The organism is Streptomyces sp. Q6, assembly GCF_036967205.1.
Taxonomy (GTDB): domain Bacteria; phylum Actinomycetota; class Actinomycetes; order Streptomycetales; family Streptomycetaceae; genus Streptomyces; species Streptomyces citrinus.
The window spans coordinates 1,969,726-1,986,244 of record NZ_CP146022.1 but is presented as its reverse complement, the minus strand read 5'-3'; the positions used below and the strand labels follow the sequence as shown (position 1 = coordinate 1,986,244).

Sequence of the window (16,519 nt, the reverse complement as noted above, 5' to 3'; positions counted from 1 at the left end):
CTCACTGTGCGGCCCGGCGGAGTGCGAGAGCGTACCAGCGTTTCGTACGGTGATTCGAAGGGCGTCCGTGATGCCGGACGCATCGGAGGGTGCCGTTCCGGCCATTCCGGACGGACCGGAACGGCCGGGTCGGTCAGTCGTCCAGCGCGGCCTTCATCATGGCCTTCGCGATCGGCGCCGCGAGCCCGTTGCCGCTCACCTCGGAGCGCTCCGCGTCGGACTGTTCGACGACCACCGCGACGGCGACCTCCTTGCCGGTCGCGTCGTCCTTCGCGTACGACGTGAACCAGGCGTACGGCGTCTGGCTGTTGTTCTCGCCGTGCTGTGCGGTGCCCGTCTTGCCGCCGACCGTCGCGCCGGAGATCTGGGCGTTGGTACCGGTGCCCTGGGACACCACGGTCTCCATGGCGGACCGCAACTGCGAGGCGGTCGACTCGCTCACGACACGGGTGTCGTCGCCGTCCGCGTAGCTCTTGATCGCGTCGCCGTCCGCGTCCGTCACCTGGGACACCATGTGCGGGGACGCCTGCTCGCCGCCGTTGGCGATCGTCGCGGACACCATCGCCATCTGCAACGGCGTCGCCGTGACGTCGAACTGGCCGATACCGGAGAGTCCGGTCTGCGCCTTGTCCATGCCGGACGGATACACGCTCTCGGCGGCCCGTACCGGGATGTCCAGCTCGTCGTCGTCGAAGCCGAACTTCTCGGCCATCGCCTTGAGCTTGTCCTGGCCGAGGTCGACCGCCATCTTCCCGAAGACGTTGTTGCAGGAGTACTGCAACGCGGTGCGGATCGTGGCGTCCTCGCAGGGCGCGGTCGAGCTCTCGTTCTTCAGGTACGTGCTCGTCCCGGGCAGCAGGTACGGGTTCGGCGACTCGGTCTTCTCGTCGACCGACGCGTACAGGCCGTCCTCCAGCGCGGCCGCGGCGACCACCAGCTTGAACGTCGACCCCGGCGGCAGCGCCTGCTTCAGGGCCCGGTTCGTGGTCGGCGCGTCCTTGTCCCCGGCCAGGGTCTTCCACGCCTTCGCGTCCGAGGAGCCCGAGCCGCTGATCGTCGACGGGTCGTACGACGGGGTCGACACCATGCCGAGGATCTTCCCGGTGTCCGGGTCGATCGCGACGGCGGCGCCCTTCTTGTCGCCGAGCGCCCGGTACGCCGCCTTCTGCACCGCCGGGTCGATGGTCGTGACCACGTCACCGGGATCGGAGTGCTTGCCGGTGAGCGTGTCCAGCGGGTTCTTCAGCCGGGTGTCCGTGCCGTCGAGCACGCCCTGATAGATGGACTCCAGCTGAGTGGAGCCGTACACCTGCGACGTGTAGCCGGTCACCGCCGAGTACAGCGAGCCGTCCGTGTAGGTCCGCTTGTACGCGAGGTCGCTCGAAGCCCCGGTCTTCGTGGAGCCTGTCACCGCCTTCCCGCCCACGATGATGTCGCCCAGCGGGTAGCCGTACTGCTCGATGGCCTTCCGCCGGTTCTTGTCACTGTCCGCGAGGGCCTGGCCTTCGTAGAACTGCACCCATGTCGCCCTGGCCAGCAGAACGAGTATGAGCAGCAGCGTGAAGACCGAGGCGCGCCTGATCGTCTTGTTCATCCCGCAGAGAAGACGAGCGGCCCGGAGCATTTCGTTCCGATCGTCCTGCTTTTCTCAGGAACCTCTCACGATCCGCGCCCGGCGGGGGAGGGGTCCTACAGGCGACGCGTGGCGAGGGTCAGCCGGTCCCTGGCGTCGAACAGGGCGTCCTTCACCATCTGCTCGTGCGCGGGTGTGAGCCGCGCCACCGGCACCGAGCACGAGATGGCGTCGCGGGCGGGGGTCCGGTAGGGGATCGCCACTCCGAAGCAGCGCAGCCCCAGCGTGTTCTCCTCCCGGTCCACGGCGAACCCCTGCTCCCGCACGAGGTGCAGCTCCTCGATGAGCTTCTCGCGGTCGGTGATCGTGTGCTCGGTCAGCGCGGGGAGCGTCTCGGGGAGCATCTTGCGGACCTGCTCGTCGGTGTGCGTGGCGAGCAGCGCCTTGCCGAGCGAGGTCGAGTGCGCGGGCAGCCGCCGTCCCACCCGCGTGAAAGGCCGCAGGTAGTGCTGCGACTGCCGGGTGGCGAGATAGACGACGTTCGTCCCGTCGAGCCGCGCGAGGTGGATGGTCTCGGTGGTGTCGTCGGAGAGCCGGTCGAGGGTGGGCCGGGCCGCGGCCACGACCTCGTCGCCGTCGATGTACGAGGTGCCCACGAGCAGGGCCCGCACTCCGATCCCGTACCGCGTCCCGGTCGCGTCGGTCTCCACCCAGCCGAGCTCGACGAGCGTACGAAGGAGCATGTAGAGGCTCGACTTCGGATACCCGACGGCCTCCTGCACCGCGGCCAGCGAGTGCATTCCGGGGCGGCCGGCGAAGTACTCGAGCAACTCCACCGTCCGTACCGCGGACTTCACCTGCGCACCGCCCGCAGCGGCCCCCGTCTCGCCAGCCGACATCGCCCTTGACCCCTTCGTTCGACGAGAAATAGTCTCCGTAGAGTTCATCATCAGAGACAGCGTTCAGTATATCGAACGACCCTCGGGGCTCGTCCGGCGAGCCGCGAGAAAAGCTGGAGGAATTCGCCGTGGCAGCAGCACCAGTCTGGAGTGTGGACCCCCGAACCGGGAAGCAGCGGGAGCAGGTTGCGACCGAGGCCACCGCCCAGGAGGTCGACCAGGCGGTCCGCGCCGCGCACGAGGCGCGCGGCGCGCTCGCCGACCGCACCGTCCGCGCCGCGTTCCTGCGCACGGCGGCCGACCTGCTCGACGAGGCCAAGGACCACCTGGTCGAGGCGGCCGACGCGGAGACGGCCCTCGGCCCGGTCCGCCTCACCGGTGAACTGGCGCGCACCTGCTTCCAGTTGCGCGCCTTCGCGACCATCGTCGACGAGGGCGCCTTCCTCGGCGTCGTCATCGACCACCCGGACGACACGGCGACGCCGCCGATCCCGGACCTGCGCCGCTACAAGATCCCGCTCGGTGTCGTCGCGGTCTACTCGGCGTCGAACTTCCCGTTCGCCTTCTCCGTCCCCGGCGGCGACACGGCGAGCGCCCTCGCGGCGGGCTGCCCGGTCGTGGTCAAGGCCCACCCGGACCACCCGGCGACGTCCGAGCTGGTCGCGTCGGTGATCCGTCGCGCGGCCACCCAGCACGGCATCCCGGAGTCGGTCCTCGGCCTGGTGCACGGCTTCGAGGCGGGCGTCGAGCTGGTCAAGCACCCGCTGATCGCGGCGGCGGGCTTCACGGGCTCGGTCCGCGGCGGCCGCGCGCTGTTCGACGCGGCGTCGTCCCGCCCCACCCCGATCCCGTTCCACGGCGAGCTGGGCTCGCTGAACCCGGTGGTGATCACCGAGGCGGCGGCCGCCGAGCGCCCGGACCAGATCGGTACGGGCCTCGCGGGCTCCATGACCCTGGGCGTCGGCCAGTTCTGCGTGAAGCCGGGCCTGGTCTTCGCGCCGCGGGGCGAGGCCGGCGACACCCTGCTCAAGTCCCTCACGGCGGCGGTCAGCGACACCGCGGCGGGCGTCCTGCTCGACCACCGCATGCGGGACAACTTCGTCGCGGGCGTCGCCGAGCGCGCCCAGCTGCCCGACGTCGAGGCGCCGGTCACGCCGGGCGCGGGCGGCGAGCACACGGTCAGCCCCGGCTTCCTCACGGTCCCCGCGGCGCGCCTCGCCGTCGAGGGCACGGAGCACGACCTGCTCCTGGAGGAGTGCTTCGGCCCGGTCACCGTCGTCGCCCGCTACGAGACGGCGGACGAGATCACGGCGGTCCTCTCCCGACTCCCCGGCAACCTCACGGCGACGGTCCAGCTGTCCTCGACCGAGGCCGCAGGCGAGGGCCGCGGCACCGAGATCCTCGCGGAGCTCACCCCGCTCGCGGGCCGCGTCCTGGTCAACGGCTGGCCGACCGGCGTGGCCGTGGCCCCGGCCCAGCACCACGGCGGCCCGTACCCGGCGACGACCTCCACCTCCACGTCGGTCGGCGGCACGGCGATCGAGCGCTGGCTGCGCCCGGTCTCGTACCAGACGACCCCGGAGGCACTGCTCCCGCCGGAGCTGCGCGACGACAACCCGCTGGGCCTGCCCCGCCGCTACAACGGCCGACTGGAAATCTGAGCCATGGACCTTCGACTCCCCGAGCTCCCGTTCCCGCTGCGCAGCTACGGCCCCGACGGACAATGGTCGTACGAAAAGGGCACGCTCACCGGCTGGGCGGGCCCGCGGCAGGACCGCTTCGTCCCGCCGACCGGCGACGCCCTCGAACCCGCCTCCGACGCACCCCGGCTGCTCGGGGCGCCGGAGGGCGACTTCCAGCTGATCGCACGGGTCACGGTCGGTTTCGCGGCGGCGTTCGACGCGGGTGTCCTCTACCTCCACGTCGGGGACCGGGAGTGGGCGAAGCTCTGCTTCGAGCGCTCCCCGGACGAGCCGACGATCTGCACGGTGGTCACCCGGGGCCACTCCGACGACGCGAACGCGTTCGTCGTCCCCGGCTCCACCGCGTGGCTGCGCGTCAGCCGCACGGGCTCGGCCTTCGCCTTCCACGCGTCGACCGACGGCGAGACGTGGACCTTCATCCGCATCTTCTCCCTGGGGGACGAGAAGTCGGCGGCGGCGGCGATGGTCGGCTTCCTGGCGCAGTCCCCCGTAGGGGAGGGCTGCGTGGTCACGTACGACCACATCGAATTCCGCCCGAACTGGCCCCAGGCCCTCAGAGACGGCTCCTGACGGACCGAGGCACTCCACGGGGGCACCCGCGACACGACGTGAGGGGACGTGTCGGGGTGCCCCGCAGGACTCCGCGGGAGCACGGCGCGGGAGGCCCGACATCGGTCATCCGGAAACGGCACGGCCCATCCGGCCGAGGAGGCACCCCCACACGCCCCGCCCTCACGCGGCCCGACGCCCCGGGAATGACCGGAGGCTCCATCCGGTTGTACCTGACCGCAGGACACCTCCTGCCCCGTACAGAACACACCCGGAGCGAGAACCCCCATGCGCGTCGAGATCTGGACCGACATCAACTGCCCGTTCTGCTACATCGGGAAGTCCCGGTTCGAGCAGGCCCTCGACGCCTTCCCGCACAAGGACGCCGTAGAGGTCGTGCACCGCTCCTTCGAGCTGGACCCCACGATCAAGAAGGGCGACACCGGCCCGGTCATCGCCAAGATCGCCCAGAAGTACGGCATCAGCGAGTCCCAGGCGGCCGCCAACGAGCAGGGCCTCGGTCAGCAGGCCGCGGCGCTCGGCCTGCCCTACCTCACCGAGGGCCGCGACTACGGCAACAGCTTCGACCTGCACCGCCTCCTCCACCTCGCCCACGAGAAGGGCCTCCAGGACGCCATGATCGACGCCCTGTACCGAGGCAACTTCGCGGACGAGGGCTCCGTCTTCGCCGACGACGAGCACGTCGTCCGGCTCGCCGTCGAGGCCGGCCTCGACGAGGCCGAGGTCCGAGCCGTCCTCGCGGACCCCGACGCGTACGCGGAAGCGGTCCGCGCGGACGAGCGCGAGGCGGCCGAGCTGGGTGCGACCGGCGTCCCGTTCTTCGTCCTCGACCGCAAGTTCGGCGTCTCCGGCGCCCAGCCCGCCGAGGTCTTCACCCAGGCCCTGACCCAGGCATGGGACGCCCGCTCGCCGCTGACCGTGATCGACCCGGTCACGAGCGAGGGCGGCGACGCCTGCGGCCCCGACGGCTGCGCGGTCCCGCAGGCCTGACCGAGCGGCACGCATAAGCGTCGCTGAGAGGTACTGCTCAACTATTCGCAATGGACGGGTAGTTGGCGCCGAGGCAGAGTATGGGCATGGACACCGATCTCGTCCGAGCCGAGTACACCCCCGCCACCACCTACCTGAACACCGCGAGCTCGGGCCTGCTGCCGGCCCGAGCCGCGGACGCGATGCGCGACGCGATCGTCGCCATGACCGAGGGCCGCCCCATCGACTCCCTCTTCACCGACGTGGAGGAGGCGCGGGCGGCCTTCGCCCGTATCGCGGGGGTCCCGGTGACCCGCGTGGCCACGGGCGCGTCCGTGGCGCTCTACACGGGCCTGATCGCGGCGGCGCTGCCCGAAGGGGCCGAAGTCCTCGTGGCCGAGGGCGAGTTCAGCTCCACGATCAACCCGTTCCACGTACGCGGCGACCTCAAGGTCCGCACCGTACCGCTGGAGGGGCTGGCCGAGGCGGTCCGTCCCGGCACGGCGCTCGTGGCGGTCAGCGCGGCCCAGTCGGCGGACGGCAGGATCGCCGATCTCACGGATCTGCGCACGGCCACCCGCGCCCACGGCGCCCGCCTCTACATCGACGCGTCGCAGGCGGCGGGCTGGTTCCCGCTGGCCGAGCACGCGGCGGCCGCGGACTACGTGGCCTCCGTCGCCTTCAAGTGGCTCACGTGCCCGCGGGGCGCGGTCTTCTTCATCGCTCCGGGGGACGACCGGTCCTTCGAGGCGCTCACCCCGGTCTTCGGCGGCTGGGTCGCGGGGGAGCGTCCGTGGGACAGCTGCTACGGCCCGGTCACCGAACTGGCCCGCTCCGCCCGGCGCTTCGACGAGACACCGGGCCTCGTCGCGTACGCGGGAGCACGCCGGTCCCTGGCCCTGATCGAGAAGCTGGGCCCGCAGGACATCAGGGCCCACGACCTGGCCCTGGCCGACCGCTTCCGCGCGGGCCTGGCGTCGCTCGGCCACGAGCCGATCCCGTCGCCCGGATCACCGATCGTCTCGGTCCCCGAACTGGGCGTGCGGCAACAGCGGTTGCACGAGGCGGGCATCGAACTCTCGAACCGGGCGGGCAACCTGCGCGCCTCCTTCCACCTCTACAACACGCCCCACGACGTGGACCGCCTCCTGGACGCCTTGTCCGCCTGAAGGGCGCGCCGAACCCTGGCGTCCGGGCCCGCCGGACGCTAGGAAGGCATACGAGGTGGTGGTGCAGGTGGCGCGCACGAACCCACAGAACCCCGGGCGGACGCGGACGGGAGCGGCCCCGGCGCGGGCCCCGGCAGCCGACTCCGACCTGCACCGACGCCTGGTCTACGGCGACGAGTCGGCGCTCACGGAGGCGTACGACGTCTACGGCGGCCTGGTGCGCGGGGTCGCCGTCCGGGTGACGCGCTCCACGAGTGCGGCGGACGACGTGGCGCAGGAGGTCTTCGCCCACCTGTGGGCGCGGCCCTACGCGTTCGACGCGCGCCGCGGCACGCTGCGGACGTGGCTGAGCATGCTCGCCCACCGGCGTGCGGTGGACTGGGTGCGCGGCGAGGCCCGCCACCGCAAGGCGGCCACCGCCGACGACGAGGTGCTGCACGCGATCCCGGACCTGGACCCGGGCCCCGACGAACGGGTCGTGGACCGCGAGCGCTCCCTGCTGCTCCACTCCGCGCTGGCCGAACTCCCGTTGCATCAGCGGGAGGTGGTGCACCTGGCGTACTTCGGTGGCCGTACGTACCGTGAGGCGGCGGCGGACCTGGGCATCCCCGAGGGCACGGCGAAGACCCGCCTGCGCACGGCCCTGCACCGGCTGGCCGAGACGCTGGCGGATCCGCCGGACCCGGCGTTCGGGACCCGGGCGCGAGAAAGGGGAGCGTGATGACGAGGAAAGACCACCCCCACGACCTACTGGCACCCTGGGCACTACGAGCCCTGCCACCGGAGGAAGACCGGCTGGTCCCGCACCACATGGCGGACTGCGAACAGTGCGCGGCCGAGGCGGAGCGCCTGCGCGCAACGGTGAGGATGCTGGACGGCGCCGCACCGACCGAGCGCGCGGACACCCGACTCGCGCCCCCCGAAGCCCTGTTGGCCCGAGCGCGAGCCCGACGCGCACCGGTACCCCCTACCGCCCCGCACGCGGAGCCGTACGCCGCCGCGGTCTCCGCCCTGGAGGCGCTGCTGGGCGAACTGGACGGACCGGCGGCCCCCTGGGGCACCCCCGTGATCCACGACTGGTCGGTGCAGGACACGGTCGCCCACCTGATCGCCGCCGACGAGCACCTGGCCCTGCACCTGGGCCTGCCGGCCAACGCCCCGCCCACGACGGCCCCGGCGGAGGGAACCGGCTGGCGCACGGCGTGGGCGTCCCGTACCCAGCGCGTGATCGCCCACGAAAGGGCCCGCGCCCCCGGCGACACGGTCGCGACCTGGCGCGCCCAGGCGAACGCCCTCCTCACCGCTCCCGAGGCGCACGACCCCGAACGAGCGGCCCGACCGGCGCTGTTGGTGGGAGCCAGGCTGCCGGTCGCGGACCACTTCCTGGTCCGCGCCTTCGAGACATGGATCCACGCGGACGACATCGGCCGCGCGCTGGAGCGCCCGGTGCCGCCGCCGCCCCCGGCGCATCTGTGGCGCCTGGTCCGGCTGGGCATCCGCATCCTCGGCCTGGCACTGGGCCCGCAGGCCCTGCCGGTGGCCCTCACCGTCACGGACGCCACGCGCACCACGGAGTGGATCCTGGGCTCGGAGGACGAACCGGTCCACGCCGAACTGGCCCTGGACCCGCTGGACTTCTGCTACCTCATCGGAGGCCGCACCGCCCCGGAGACGGTCTCCCGCACCACGACGGGCGACGAGGGGACGGCGCGCACGTTCCTGGACCGGGCCTCTCGCCTGGCCTGGCTCTGAACAGACGTGGGGCGGGGCCACAAGGCCCCGCCCCACGTCACCCACGTACGGACGTCACGTCACCGGAGTGAAGTCCCGAGCCCCGATGAACTCGGGCCGCCGCACAGGCGCCGCGAACGGCTCCACCGCGGTGTTCTCCACGCTGTTGAACACGATGAAGACGTTGCTGCGCGGGTACGGGGTGATGTTGTCCCCGGAGCCGTGCATCGCGTTGCAGTCGAACCAGGTCGCCGACCCCGCCTTGCCGGTGAAGAGGCGGATGCCGTGCCGGTCGGCGAACTTGGTGAGGGCGTCGTCCGACGGGGTGCCGGCGTCCTGCATCTGGAGCGACTTCTTGTAGTTGTCCTTCGGCGTCTCGCCCGCGCAGCCGAGGAACGTCTTGTGCGAGCCGGGCATGATCATGAGCCCGCCGTTGGTGTCGTAGTTCTCCGTCAGGGCGATGGAGACGGACACCGTGCGCATGTTCGGCAGGCCGTCTTCGGCGTGCCAGGTCTCGAAGTCCGAGTGCCAGTAGAACCCCGAGGCCCCGAAGCCCGGCTTGACGTTGATCCGCGACTGGTGGACGTAGACGTCCGAGCCGAGGATCTGCCGGGCCCGGCCCACGATCCGCTCGTCGCGGACCAGGTTCGCGAAGACCTCGCTGATCTTGTGCACCTCGAACACGGAGCGCACGTCCTGGGACGTCGGCTCGACGATCGAGCGCTCGTCGGCCTTGATCGCGGGATCCGTGATCAGCCGGTTCAACTCGGCCTGGTACGTGCCGATCTCGTCCGGACCGATCAGCTCCTCGATCGCGAGGAAGCCGTCCTGCTCGAAGGCGGTGAGGTCCGACTGGCGGATCGGACCGCGCGCGCCCGGCGGCGACCAGACGACCGGGTCGATCCGCGGGGTCGCCACCTCCGAGGTGCCGCGGGTCGGGTACAGATCGGTGCGTGTCTCCGTGCTCATCAGGCTCAGGCCTCCTCGGTCAGCAGCGGGTAGACGCCGTTCTCGTCGTGGTCCTCCCGTCCGGTCACGGGAGGGTTGAACACGCATACGCAGCGGAAGTCGGTCTTCGGGCGCAGGGTGTGGCGCTCGTGGCCGTTCAGGAGGTACATCGTGCCCGGCTCGATCCAGTGCTTCTCCCCGGTCTCCCGGTTCTCGAGCTCGGCCTCGCCCTCGACGCACAGCACGGCCTCGATGTGGTTGGCGTACCACATGTCGGTCTCCGTGCCCGCGTAGAGGATCGTCTCGTGCAGTGAGAAGCCGACCTTCTCCTTGGCCAGGACGATGCGCTTGCTCTCCCAGGTGCCGGTCGCCGACTTCACATGCCGGTCGGTGTTCTCGATCTCCTTGAACGAACGGACGATCACGGTGAGTTGCTGCCTTTCGTATCTACGTCGTGAGGGTGCCGCCTGCGCCGGTGAGGGCGCGTCAGACGGTCTCGCGCACGGCCCGGGTGAGCGTGCGCAGCCCCTCTTCCAGCTCGTCGGGAGTGATCGTCAGTGCCGGAAGCAGCTTGACGACCTCGCTCTCGGGGCCGGAGGTCTCGATGAGCAGGCCGAGTTCGAAGGCCCGCTTGGCGACCTTGTTCGCCCGCTCCTTGTCACGGAACTCGAAGCCCCAGACCATGCCGCGGCCGCGGTACTCGACGATCTCCTCGGAGTACTCGGCGCGCAGCGCGGCGAGGGTCTCCTCGATCTGCTCGCCGCGGGCCAGGGTCTGCTTCTCCATGGCCGGACCGTCGGTCCAGTACGTCTCCAGGGCGGCGGCGGCCGTCACGAACGCGGGGTTGTTGCCGCGGAACGTGCCGTTGTGCTCGCCCGGCTCCCAGATGTCGAGCTCCGGCTTGAACAGGCACAGGGACATAGGAAGCCCATACCCGCTGATGGACTTCGAAACGGTCACGATGTCCGGTGTGATGCCCGCCTCCTCGAAGGAGAAGAACGCACCGGTGCGGCCGCAGCCCATCTGGATGTCGTCGACGATCAGGAGCATGTCCCAGCGCTCGCACACGTCGGCGAGCTTGCGCAGCCACTCGGCGCGGGCCACGTTGATGCCGCCCTCGCCCTGGACCGTCTCGACGATCACGGCCGCCGGGGTGTTCAGACCCGAGCCGGAGTCCTCCAGGAGACGCTCGAACCAGATGAAGTCGGGCGTCCGGCCGTCGAGGTAGTTGTCGAACGGCATCGGGGTGCCGTGCACCAGCGGGATGCCGGCGCCGGCCCGCTTGAAGGCGTTGCCGGTGACGGCGAGCGAGCCGAGCGACATGCCGTGGAAGGCGTTCGTGAACGACACGATCGACTCGCGGCCCTTGACCTTGCGGGCCAGCTTCAGCGCGGACTCGACCGCGTTGGTGCCCGTCGGGCCCGGGAACATGACCTTGTACGGCAGGTCGCGCGGGCGCAGGATGATGTTCTGGAACGACTCCAGGAAGTTGCGCTTCGCCGAGGTCGACATGTCGAGCCCGTGCGTGACGCCGTCGCGCTCCAGGTAGTCGATCAGGGCGCGTTTCAGCACGGGGTTGTTGTGGCCGTAGTTGAGTGACCCGGCGCCCGCGAAGAAGTCCAGGTACTCGTGGCCGTCCTCGTCGTACATACGGCTGCCCTGGGCCCGGTCGAAGACGGTGGGCCAGCCGCGGCAGTAGCTGCGCACCTCCGACTCAAGGGTCTCGAAGACGCTCAGGTCCGGCTGGGTGATGGTCACAGCAAATGCTCCTCTAGGGAGGGGAGTTGAGGGGGGTTGAAGGAGAGGGGGGTGGGGGGCTGGGCTAGGGCGCGAGCGGCCCGATGGTGTACAGCTCCTCGGGCAGGTGCCCGTCGTCGGGGAACAGTCCCGCGTCGAACAGGACCGTGCGTTCCACACCGGCCCCGTGCCGGCGGGCGTACGACAGGAACAGCGCCTGGGAGGCGGAGTTGTCCGGCGTGATGGTCGTCTCGACGGTGCTGACCGGCCGTCCGGCGCCGAGCACCTTGGCGGTCAGTCCGTCCAGAAGTTCTCCGGCGAGTCCGCGCCCGCGGTGGGCGGCGTCCACGGCGACCTGCCACACGACCAGCGTGTGCGGCCGCTCCGGTCGGATGTATCCGGTGACGAAGCCGGCGACCTCGCCCGTCTCGTCGCGGGCCACGACCGAGGTGCCCGCGAAGTCGCGGCACCACAGCAGATAGCTGTACGACGAGTTCAGGTCGAGCACCTTCGAGTCACGTGCGATACGCCAGATCGCGGCCCCGTCGGCCACGCCGGGATGGTCGAGCTGGAATTGCGCTTGTGCGGCGGTCATGCGAATTGAATTTACCGAGCAATTTCTGGAATTGCATCTGGGGCAGGGGTTACGTACGCGGTCGATCTGTGTTATCGCGCGGGCGGGAGCGTGCGCGCGAGATGTCCACGATATGCCCTGTTTTGTACGTCAGATAACGGGCAAAAGTCGTCGCTTGTGGAGTACGTCACAAGCCCGTAACCCGTCCGGCACTCGTCCGAATTACGGCGATTCCCGTTGTTGAAATCTTAGTGTTTACGCCCCGGGAAAGCGGGCAGAAGCAATACGGGAAGCTGCCCCTCATAAACAATAGGGAAATTCTTTGGGGAATAAGAAAGGCGCCGTCCTCGAAAGGACGGCGCCCCTGTGTGGTGCGAAAAACTTCGGGAATGAGTCGGGAAGGCCGGGCGATTACGCCCAGGCCGCCGCCACGGCCTTGCGCGCGCCCTCCAGGTCGACCTCGAACCCGGCCTCCGCGAGCGCGCCGCCGAGCGCGGCGAGCGAGGACTGCACGACGCCGCGCGTGGCCTGCGGACCGTAGTGGTTGACCCGGATCATCTCCGCGGCCAGCGCCCCGCCCCCGGCGACCAGCGGAAGCACCGGGTCCACGGAGAGCGCCTTCGCGACCAGCTCACGGGCGTCGGTCCCGGCCGGCGCGCGCAGCGTCGTGGCGACGGGCGCGGCGTCCCGGGCCGCGTGGACGTACGGCTCGAGACCGCCGCCCAGGGCGAGCGCGCCCGCGCGGGTCGCCGCGGCGGCGCTCGCGTGCCGCGCCATCACCGCGTCCAGTCCCTCGCTCTCGATCCGGTCCACGCACGCTTCGAGGGCGAGCATCTCCAACTGCGCGGGGGCGTGCAGCAGCGCCTTCCTGCCGCCGTCGATCCAGCGCTGCTTCCAGTCGAGCAGCGACAGGTACGAGTGGCGCGGCGCCTGCGGGTTCGCGGCCATCCGCTCCCACGCCCGCGCGCTCACGGACACGGCCGAGACGCCGGCCGGGCCGCCCATCGCCTTCTGCGCGCCGATGACGCACAGGTCCACGCCCCACGCGTCCGGCAGCACCGGCTCGGCGGCGACGGAGGCCACCGCGTCCAGGTAGAACAGCGCGCCGTGCTCCCGCACGACCTCGCCGATCTCCGCGACGGGGTTGGTGTTGCCGGTCGCGGCCTCCGCGTGCACGAGCGACACGAAGTCGATCTCCGGGTGCTCGGCGAACGCCTCCCGCACCTGCTGCGCCGTCACAGCGGTGTGGAACGGGACGGCCAGGTCGTGCACCGTGGCACCGCAGTCGCGCAGCCAGTCGCCGAAGGTCTGCCCGTACGGACCGGTGATCACGTTCAGGGCGACGGTGCCGGGCCCCGCCGCCCCGCGGATGGCGCCCTCCAGCGGCAGCAGCGCCTCGCCCTGCATGATCACCACGTCCTGGGACGTGGCGGAGGTGCCCATGAGACGGGCCACGCGGTCCTCGATGGAGGCGAAGTGCTCGGCGCTCAACGGGGCCAGATCGAGAAACGGATGCGTCACGGTGGTGCTCTCTTCACTCATGGGTTCGTCAGGTGTTCGCCAGGTGCCCGTCAAGGCATGCCGCTGACGAGCGTACCCACCCCTCTCATAGGCTTCGTCCATGACTGAGCTGAGCCGGCCCGGGGTGCTGCACGTGAAGGGGCGGGTCCTGGCCGGGCCCGACGACGTACGCGACGAACTGTGGGTGGTCGACGGGCGGATCACGTACGACCGGCCGGTGGGCGCCGGCCACGACGTGACCACCGTCGAGGGCTGGACCCTGCCGGGCCTGGTCGACGCGCACTGCCACGTCGGCCTCGGCACCCACGGTCCCGTGCCCGCCGAGGAGGCCGAGAAGCAGGCGCTGACCGACCGCGACCACGGCACGCTGCTGCTGCGCGACGCCGGATCGCCCTCCGACACCCGCTGGGTCGACGACCGCGAGGACCTGCCGCGCATCATCCGCGCGGGCCGGCACATCGCCCGTACACGCCGCTACATCCGCGGCTTCGCCCACGAGATCGAGCCCGAGGACCTCGTCGCGTACGTCGCCCAGGAGGCCCGGCGCGGCGACGGCTGGGTCAAGCTCGTCGGCGACTGGATCGACCGCTCCACCGGGGACCTGGGCGCCTGCTGGCCGCGCGGGGCAGTGGAGGCGGCGATCGCCGAGGCGCACCGGCTGGACGCCCGCGTCACGGCCCACTGCTTCGCCGAGGAGTCACTCCGGGACCTCGTCGAGGCGGGCATCGACTGCGTCGAGCACGCCACCGGCCTGACCGACGACCTGATCCCGCTCTTCGCGGAGCGCGGCGTCGCCATCGTCCCCACGCTGGTCAACATCGCCACGTTCCCGCAGCTCGCGGCGGGCGGCGACGAGAAGTTCCCGCGCTGGTCGGCCCATATGCGACGCCTGCACGCGCGCCGCTACGAGACGGTCCGCAACGCCTATGACGCCGGTATCCCGGTGTACGTGGGCACGGACGCGGGCGGCTCACTGGCGCACGGCCTGGTGGCCGGGGAGGTCGCCGAACTGGTGAAGGCCGGGATCCCGCCGGTCGAGGCGCTCTCGGCGACGGCCTGGGGCGCGCGGGCGTGGCTGCGCCGGCCGGGTCTGGACGAGGGCGCGTCGGCGGACCTGGTCGTCTACGGGGCGGACCCCCGGACCGACGTCGGCGTACTGGCGGCACCGCGCCGGATCGTGCTGCGGGGCAGGGTGGTGGGCTGAGGCGCCCCGTCGCCGGGCGCGGTGAACCGGGCCCGGCGGTACGGGGGTTGACGCAGCGTGACCCGGCGTCATCGCTGCTCGTTGCACACAATTCGCCTGCGCCCGCGCTGTCGACCGGCGTGCGCGGCAACAGAGGGGCGAGAGGGAACACGCGAGCCAACAGATTCGAAGAGATGCGCGGAAACCCCCCTTTGGGGTGAACTGACGCCTGGTTGCCGCCTGTTCACTCTCAGTGCGTAAAGATTCCCTCGTTGACGACCGGTGGATGCCTGTCGGCGGCGCCGCGCGATGTCCCCATGGCGTGGCCGTCCGGCGGCATCCGCCGATCGCGTACGTCTCATTCATCCGACGGTCCCTGTCCCGGCCCGTCCTCTCCTGGGGGTCCCACCAGCATGCCCAGCTCCACCTTCACCGCCGCCGCCCTGCGCACGCCCGCCCGCCGCCTCGCCGCGACGGCCGTGGCGACCGCGCTCGCCGCGGGCCCGGTCGTCCTCGGCGCCGCAGGACCGGCGGCCGCCACCGGCGACCACGGCGGCACGTCCAGCGCGGTCGTGCTCCGCACCGGCCTGGACGTCTCCCTCCTGAACAAGACCGTGAACGTCCCGCTCAAGGTCGCGCTGAACGAGGTGCAGGCCCCCGCGAGCGCCGAGAAGACCGCGCTGACCGTGAAGCTGGACGGCGTGGACGGCGGGCAGCCGTTCAGCGTGCTCCAGGCCGACGTGGCCAAGGCGCGGGCCACGGTCGACGACCACAAGGCGGAGGGCTTCACCCAGCTCGTCCACGCCAAGGTGCACGTCCCCGGCCTGCCGCTGCTCTCCCTCATCGAGGTCGACCAGGTCACGTCGAAGGCCCTGTGCGAAGCGGGCAAGAAGCCGGTCGCCGAGTCGAACCTGCTGGGTTCCGTCACCGTCCTCGGCAAGAAGGTCACGCTGAGCGCGGGCGGCACGACCGAGGTCAAGGTCCCCGGCGTCGGCGAGGTGACGCTCGGCCTCTCCCACACGTCGACGACCTCGACGACGGCCGCGGCGTCCGCCCTCCAACTGAAGGTCTCCGTCAACCCGTTGAAGCTGAACGTGGCGGAGGTCAACGGCGAGGTGACGCTGGCCGGTGCCACCTGTGAGGCCCCGAAGGCCGCGGCGTCGGTGCCGCCCGCATCCCCGAAGCCCGCCGACGACGTGAAGCCGCAGGGCGCCAAGGCCGACAAGCCGGTCGCCGCCCAGCAGGCCGCGGCCAAGGGCGACCTGGCGGAGACGGGCGGCAGCTCGGTCACCCCGTACATCGCCGGGGGCGCGATCGTCCTCCTCGTGGCGGGCGGCGGCGCGGTGGGGATGGCCCGCCGGGGCCGTTCGCGCGCCTGACGCGACTGATGTGAGGGGGGGAGGAGCGGGCCGGTGCGCACACGAGCACCGGCCCGCTTCGCGTTGCCGCTCCCGGCCACCGCTCCGCGGAGCCGCTCTCCACGGATCTTCTGAATGACCGCTTCCGCAGATACGTTCGATTCTCATGGATAACACGCGTGACACGACGGCTTCTCTGTACGAGACCATCGGCGGAGCCCCCGCGGTGTCGACGGTGGTCGACCTCTTCTACGACAAGGTCCTCGCGGACGAGACGCTGGCCCCGCACTTCCGTGACACGGACCTCGTGGCCCTGAAGGCGCACCAGCGCACGTTCATCACGGTGGCCCTGGGCGGTCCCGCCGCGTACAAGGGCCGCCCGCTGCGCGAGGCGCACGCCCAACTGTCCCTGAAGGGCGAGGACTTCGACCGCGTGGTGACCCACCTCGCCGGCTCCCTGGCGGAGGCGGGGGTCCCGGAGTCGACGATCGCCGAGATCGCCGGACACCTCGTCCCGCTGAAGCCCGAGGTGACGGGCGCACCCCGGTAGGCGTGCAGCCCGGCACGGGTGAGGGGCCGCACCC

16 protein-coding genes are annotated in these 16,519 nt (G+C 71.2%); 9 read left to right on the top strand and 7 right to left on the bottom strand.

Annotated features, from left to right (window positions below; genetic code table 11):
* Positions 1–133: 133 nt before the first annotated feature.
* Entirely contained in the window at positions 134–1,594 is a 1,461-nt protein-coding gene (locus tag V2W30_RS09310) for a penicillin-binding transpeptidase domain-containing protein (protein WP_338695206.1), read from the bottom strand.
* A gap of 95 nt (positions 1,595–1,689) precedes the next feature.
* Positions 1,690–2,472, bottom strand: a complete 783-nt coding sequence (locus V2W30_RS09305; protein WP_338695203.1) for an IclR family transcriptional regulator — start codon at positions 2,470–2,472, stop codon at positions 1,690–1,692.
* Between the two features lie 128 nt (positions 2,473–2,600).
* Between V2W30_RS09305 and V2W30_RS09300 the strand changes: the two genes are divergently transcribed.
* The 6 genes from V2W30_RS09300 to V2W30_RS09275 all read left to right on the top strand — a co-directional run bounded on the left by V2W30_RS09300 (position 2,601) and on the right by V2W30_RS09275 (position 8,635).
* Positions 2,601–4,133, top strand: coding sequence for an aldehyde dehydrogenase (NADP(+)) (locus tag V2W30_RS09300; RefSeq protein WP_338695201.1), 1,533 nt, complete (start codon positions 2,601–2,603; stop codon positions 4,131–4,133).
* A gap of 3 nt (positions 4,134–4,136) precedes the next feature.
* Entirely contained in the window at positions 4,137–4,745 is a 609-nt protein-coding gene (locus V2W30_RS09295; protein ID WP_338695199.1) for a DUF1349 domain-containing protein, read from the top strand.
* 267 nt (positions 4,746–5,012) lie between these two features.
* Positions 5,013–5,735, top strand: a complete 723-nt coding sequence (locus tag V2W30_RS09290; RefSeq protein ID WP_338695197.1) for a DsbA family oxidoreductase — start codon at positions 5,013–5,015, stop codon at positions 5,733–5,735.
* Between the two features lie 86 nt (positions 5,736–5,821).
* Positions 5,822–6,883 (top strand): aminotransferase class V-fold PLP-dependent enzyme, encoded by a 1,062-nt coding sequence (locus V2W30_RS09285; RefSeq protein WP_338695195.1) that lies wholly within the window; start codon positions 5,822–5,824, stop codon positions 6,881–6,883.
* Between the two features lie 148 nt (positions 6,884–7,031).
* Complete coding sequence (locus tag V2W30_RS09280) at positions 7,032–7,604, top strand: RNA polymerase sigma factor (protein WP_338703540.1); 573 nt, start codon at positions 7,032–7,034, stop codon at positions 7,602–7,604.
* Complete coding sequence (locus V2W30_RS09275; protein ID WP_338695193.1) at positions 7,604–8,635, top strand: maleylpyruvate isomerase family mycothiol-dependent enzyme; 1,032 nt, start codon at positions 7,604–7,606, stop codon at positions 8,633–8,635. The genes V2W30_RS09280 and V2W30_RS09275 overlap by 1 nt, the downstream gene beginning before the upstream one ends.
* A 54-nt stretch (positions 8,636–8,689) precedes the next feature.
* Here the strand turns inward: V2W30_RS09275 and thpD are convergent, their stop codons facing one another.
* The 5 genes from thpD to V2W30_RS09250 all read right to left on the bottom strand — a co-directional run bounded on the left by thpD (position 8,690) and on the right by V2W30_RS09250 (position 13,394).
* Entirely contained in the window at positions 8,690–9,583 is an 894-nt protein-coding gene (gene thpD, locus V2W30_RS09270; protein WP_338695191.1) for an ectoine hydroxylase, read from the bottom strand.
* Positions 9,584–9,588: 5 nt separating this feature from the next.
* Entirely contained in the window at positions 9,589–9,987 is a 399-nt protein-coding gene (locus V2W30_RS09265) for an ectoine synthase (protein WP_338695189.1), read from the bottom strand.
* 61 nt (positions 9,988–10,048) lie between these two features.
* Positions 10,049–11,320 (bottom strand): diaminobutyrate--2-oxoglutarate transaminase, encoded by a 1,272-nt coding sequence (ectB, locus tag V2W30_RS09260; RefSeq protein WP_338695188.1) that lies wholly within the window; start codon positions 11,318–11,320, stop codon positions 10,049–10,051.
* Between the two features lie 64 nt (positions 11,321–11,384).
* Positions 11,385–11,894, bottom strand: a complete 510-nt coding sequence (gene ectA / locus V2W30_RS09255; protein WP_338695186.1) for a diaminobutyrate acetyltransferase — start codon at positions 11,892–11,894, stop codon at positions 11,385–11,387.
* A gap of 390 nt (positions 11,895–12,284) precedes the next feature.
* On the bottom strand, positions 12,285–13,394 hold the full coding sequence (locus tag V2W30_RS09250) for a pyridoxal-phosphate-dependent aminotransferase family protein (protein ID WP_338695184.1): 1,110 nt from the start codon (positions 13,392–13,394) through the stop codon (positions 12,285–12,287).
* Between the two features lie 100 nt (positions 13,395–13,494).
* Between V2W30_RS09250 and V2W30_RS09245 the strand changes: the two genes are divergently transcribed.
* The 3 genes from V2W30_RS09245 to V2W30_RS09235 all read left to right on the top strand — a co-directional run bounded on the left by V2W30_RS09245 (position 13,495) and on the right by V2W30_RS09235 (position 16,485).
* The gene (locus V2W30_RS09245; RefSeq protein ID WP_425244511.1) at positions 13,495–14,598 is read left to right on the top strand and encodes an amidohydrolase family protein; all 1,104 of its coding nucleotides are present in this window, start codon (positions 13,495–13,497) and stop codon (positions 14,596–14,598) included.
* A 392-nt stretch (positions 14,599–14,990) separates the two neighbouring features.
* Positions 14,991–15,956: an SCO1860 family LAETG-anchored protein gene (locus V2W30_RS09240; protein WP_338695182.1), complete on the top strand. Its 966-nt coding sequence runs from the start codon at positions 14,991–14,993 to the stop codon at positions 15,954–15,956.
* 145 nt (positions 15,957–16,101) lie between these two features.
* Positions 16,102–16,485 (top strand): group 1 truncated hemoglobin, encoded by a 384-nt coding sequence (locus V2W30_RS09235; protein ID WP_338695180.1) that lies wholly within the window; start codon positions 16,102–16,104, stop codon positions 16,483–16,485.
* Positions 16,486–16,519: the final 34 nt, after the last annotated feature.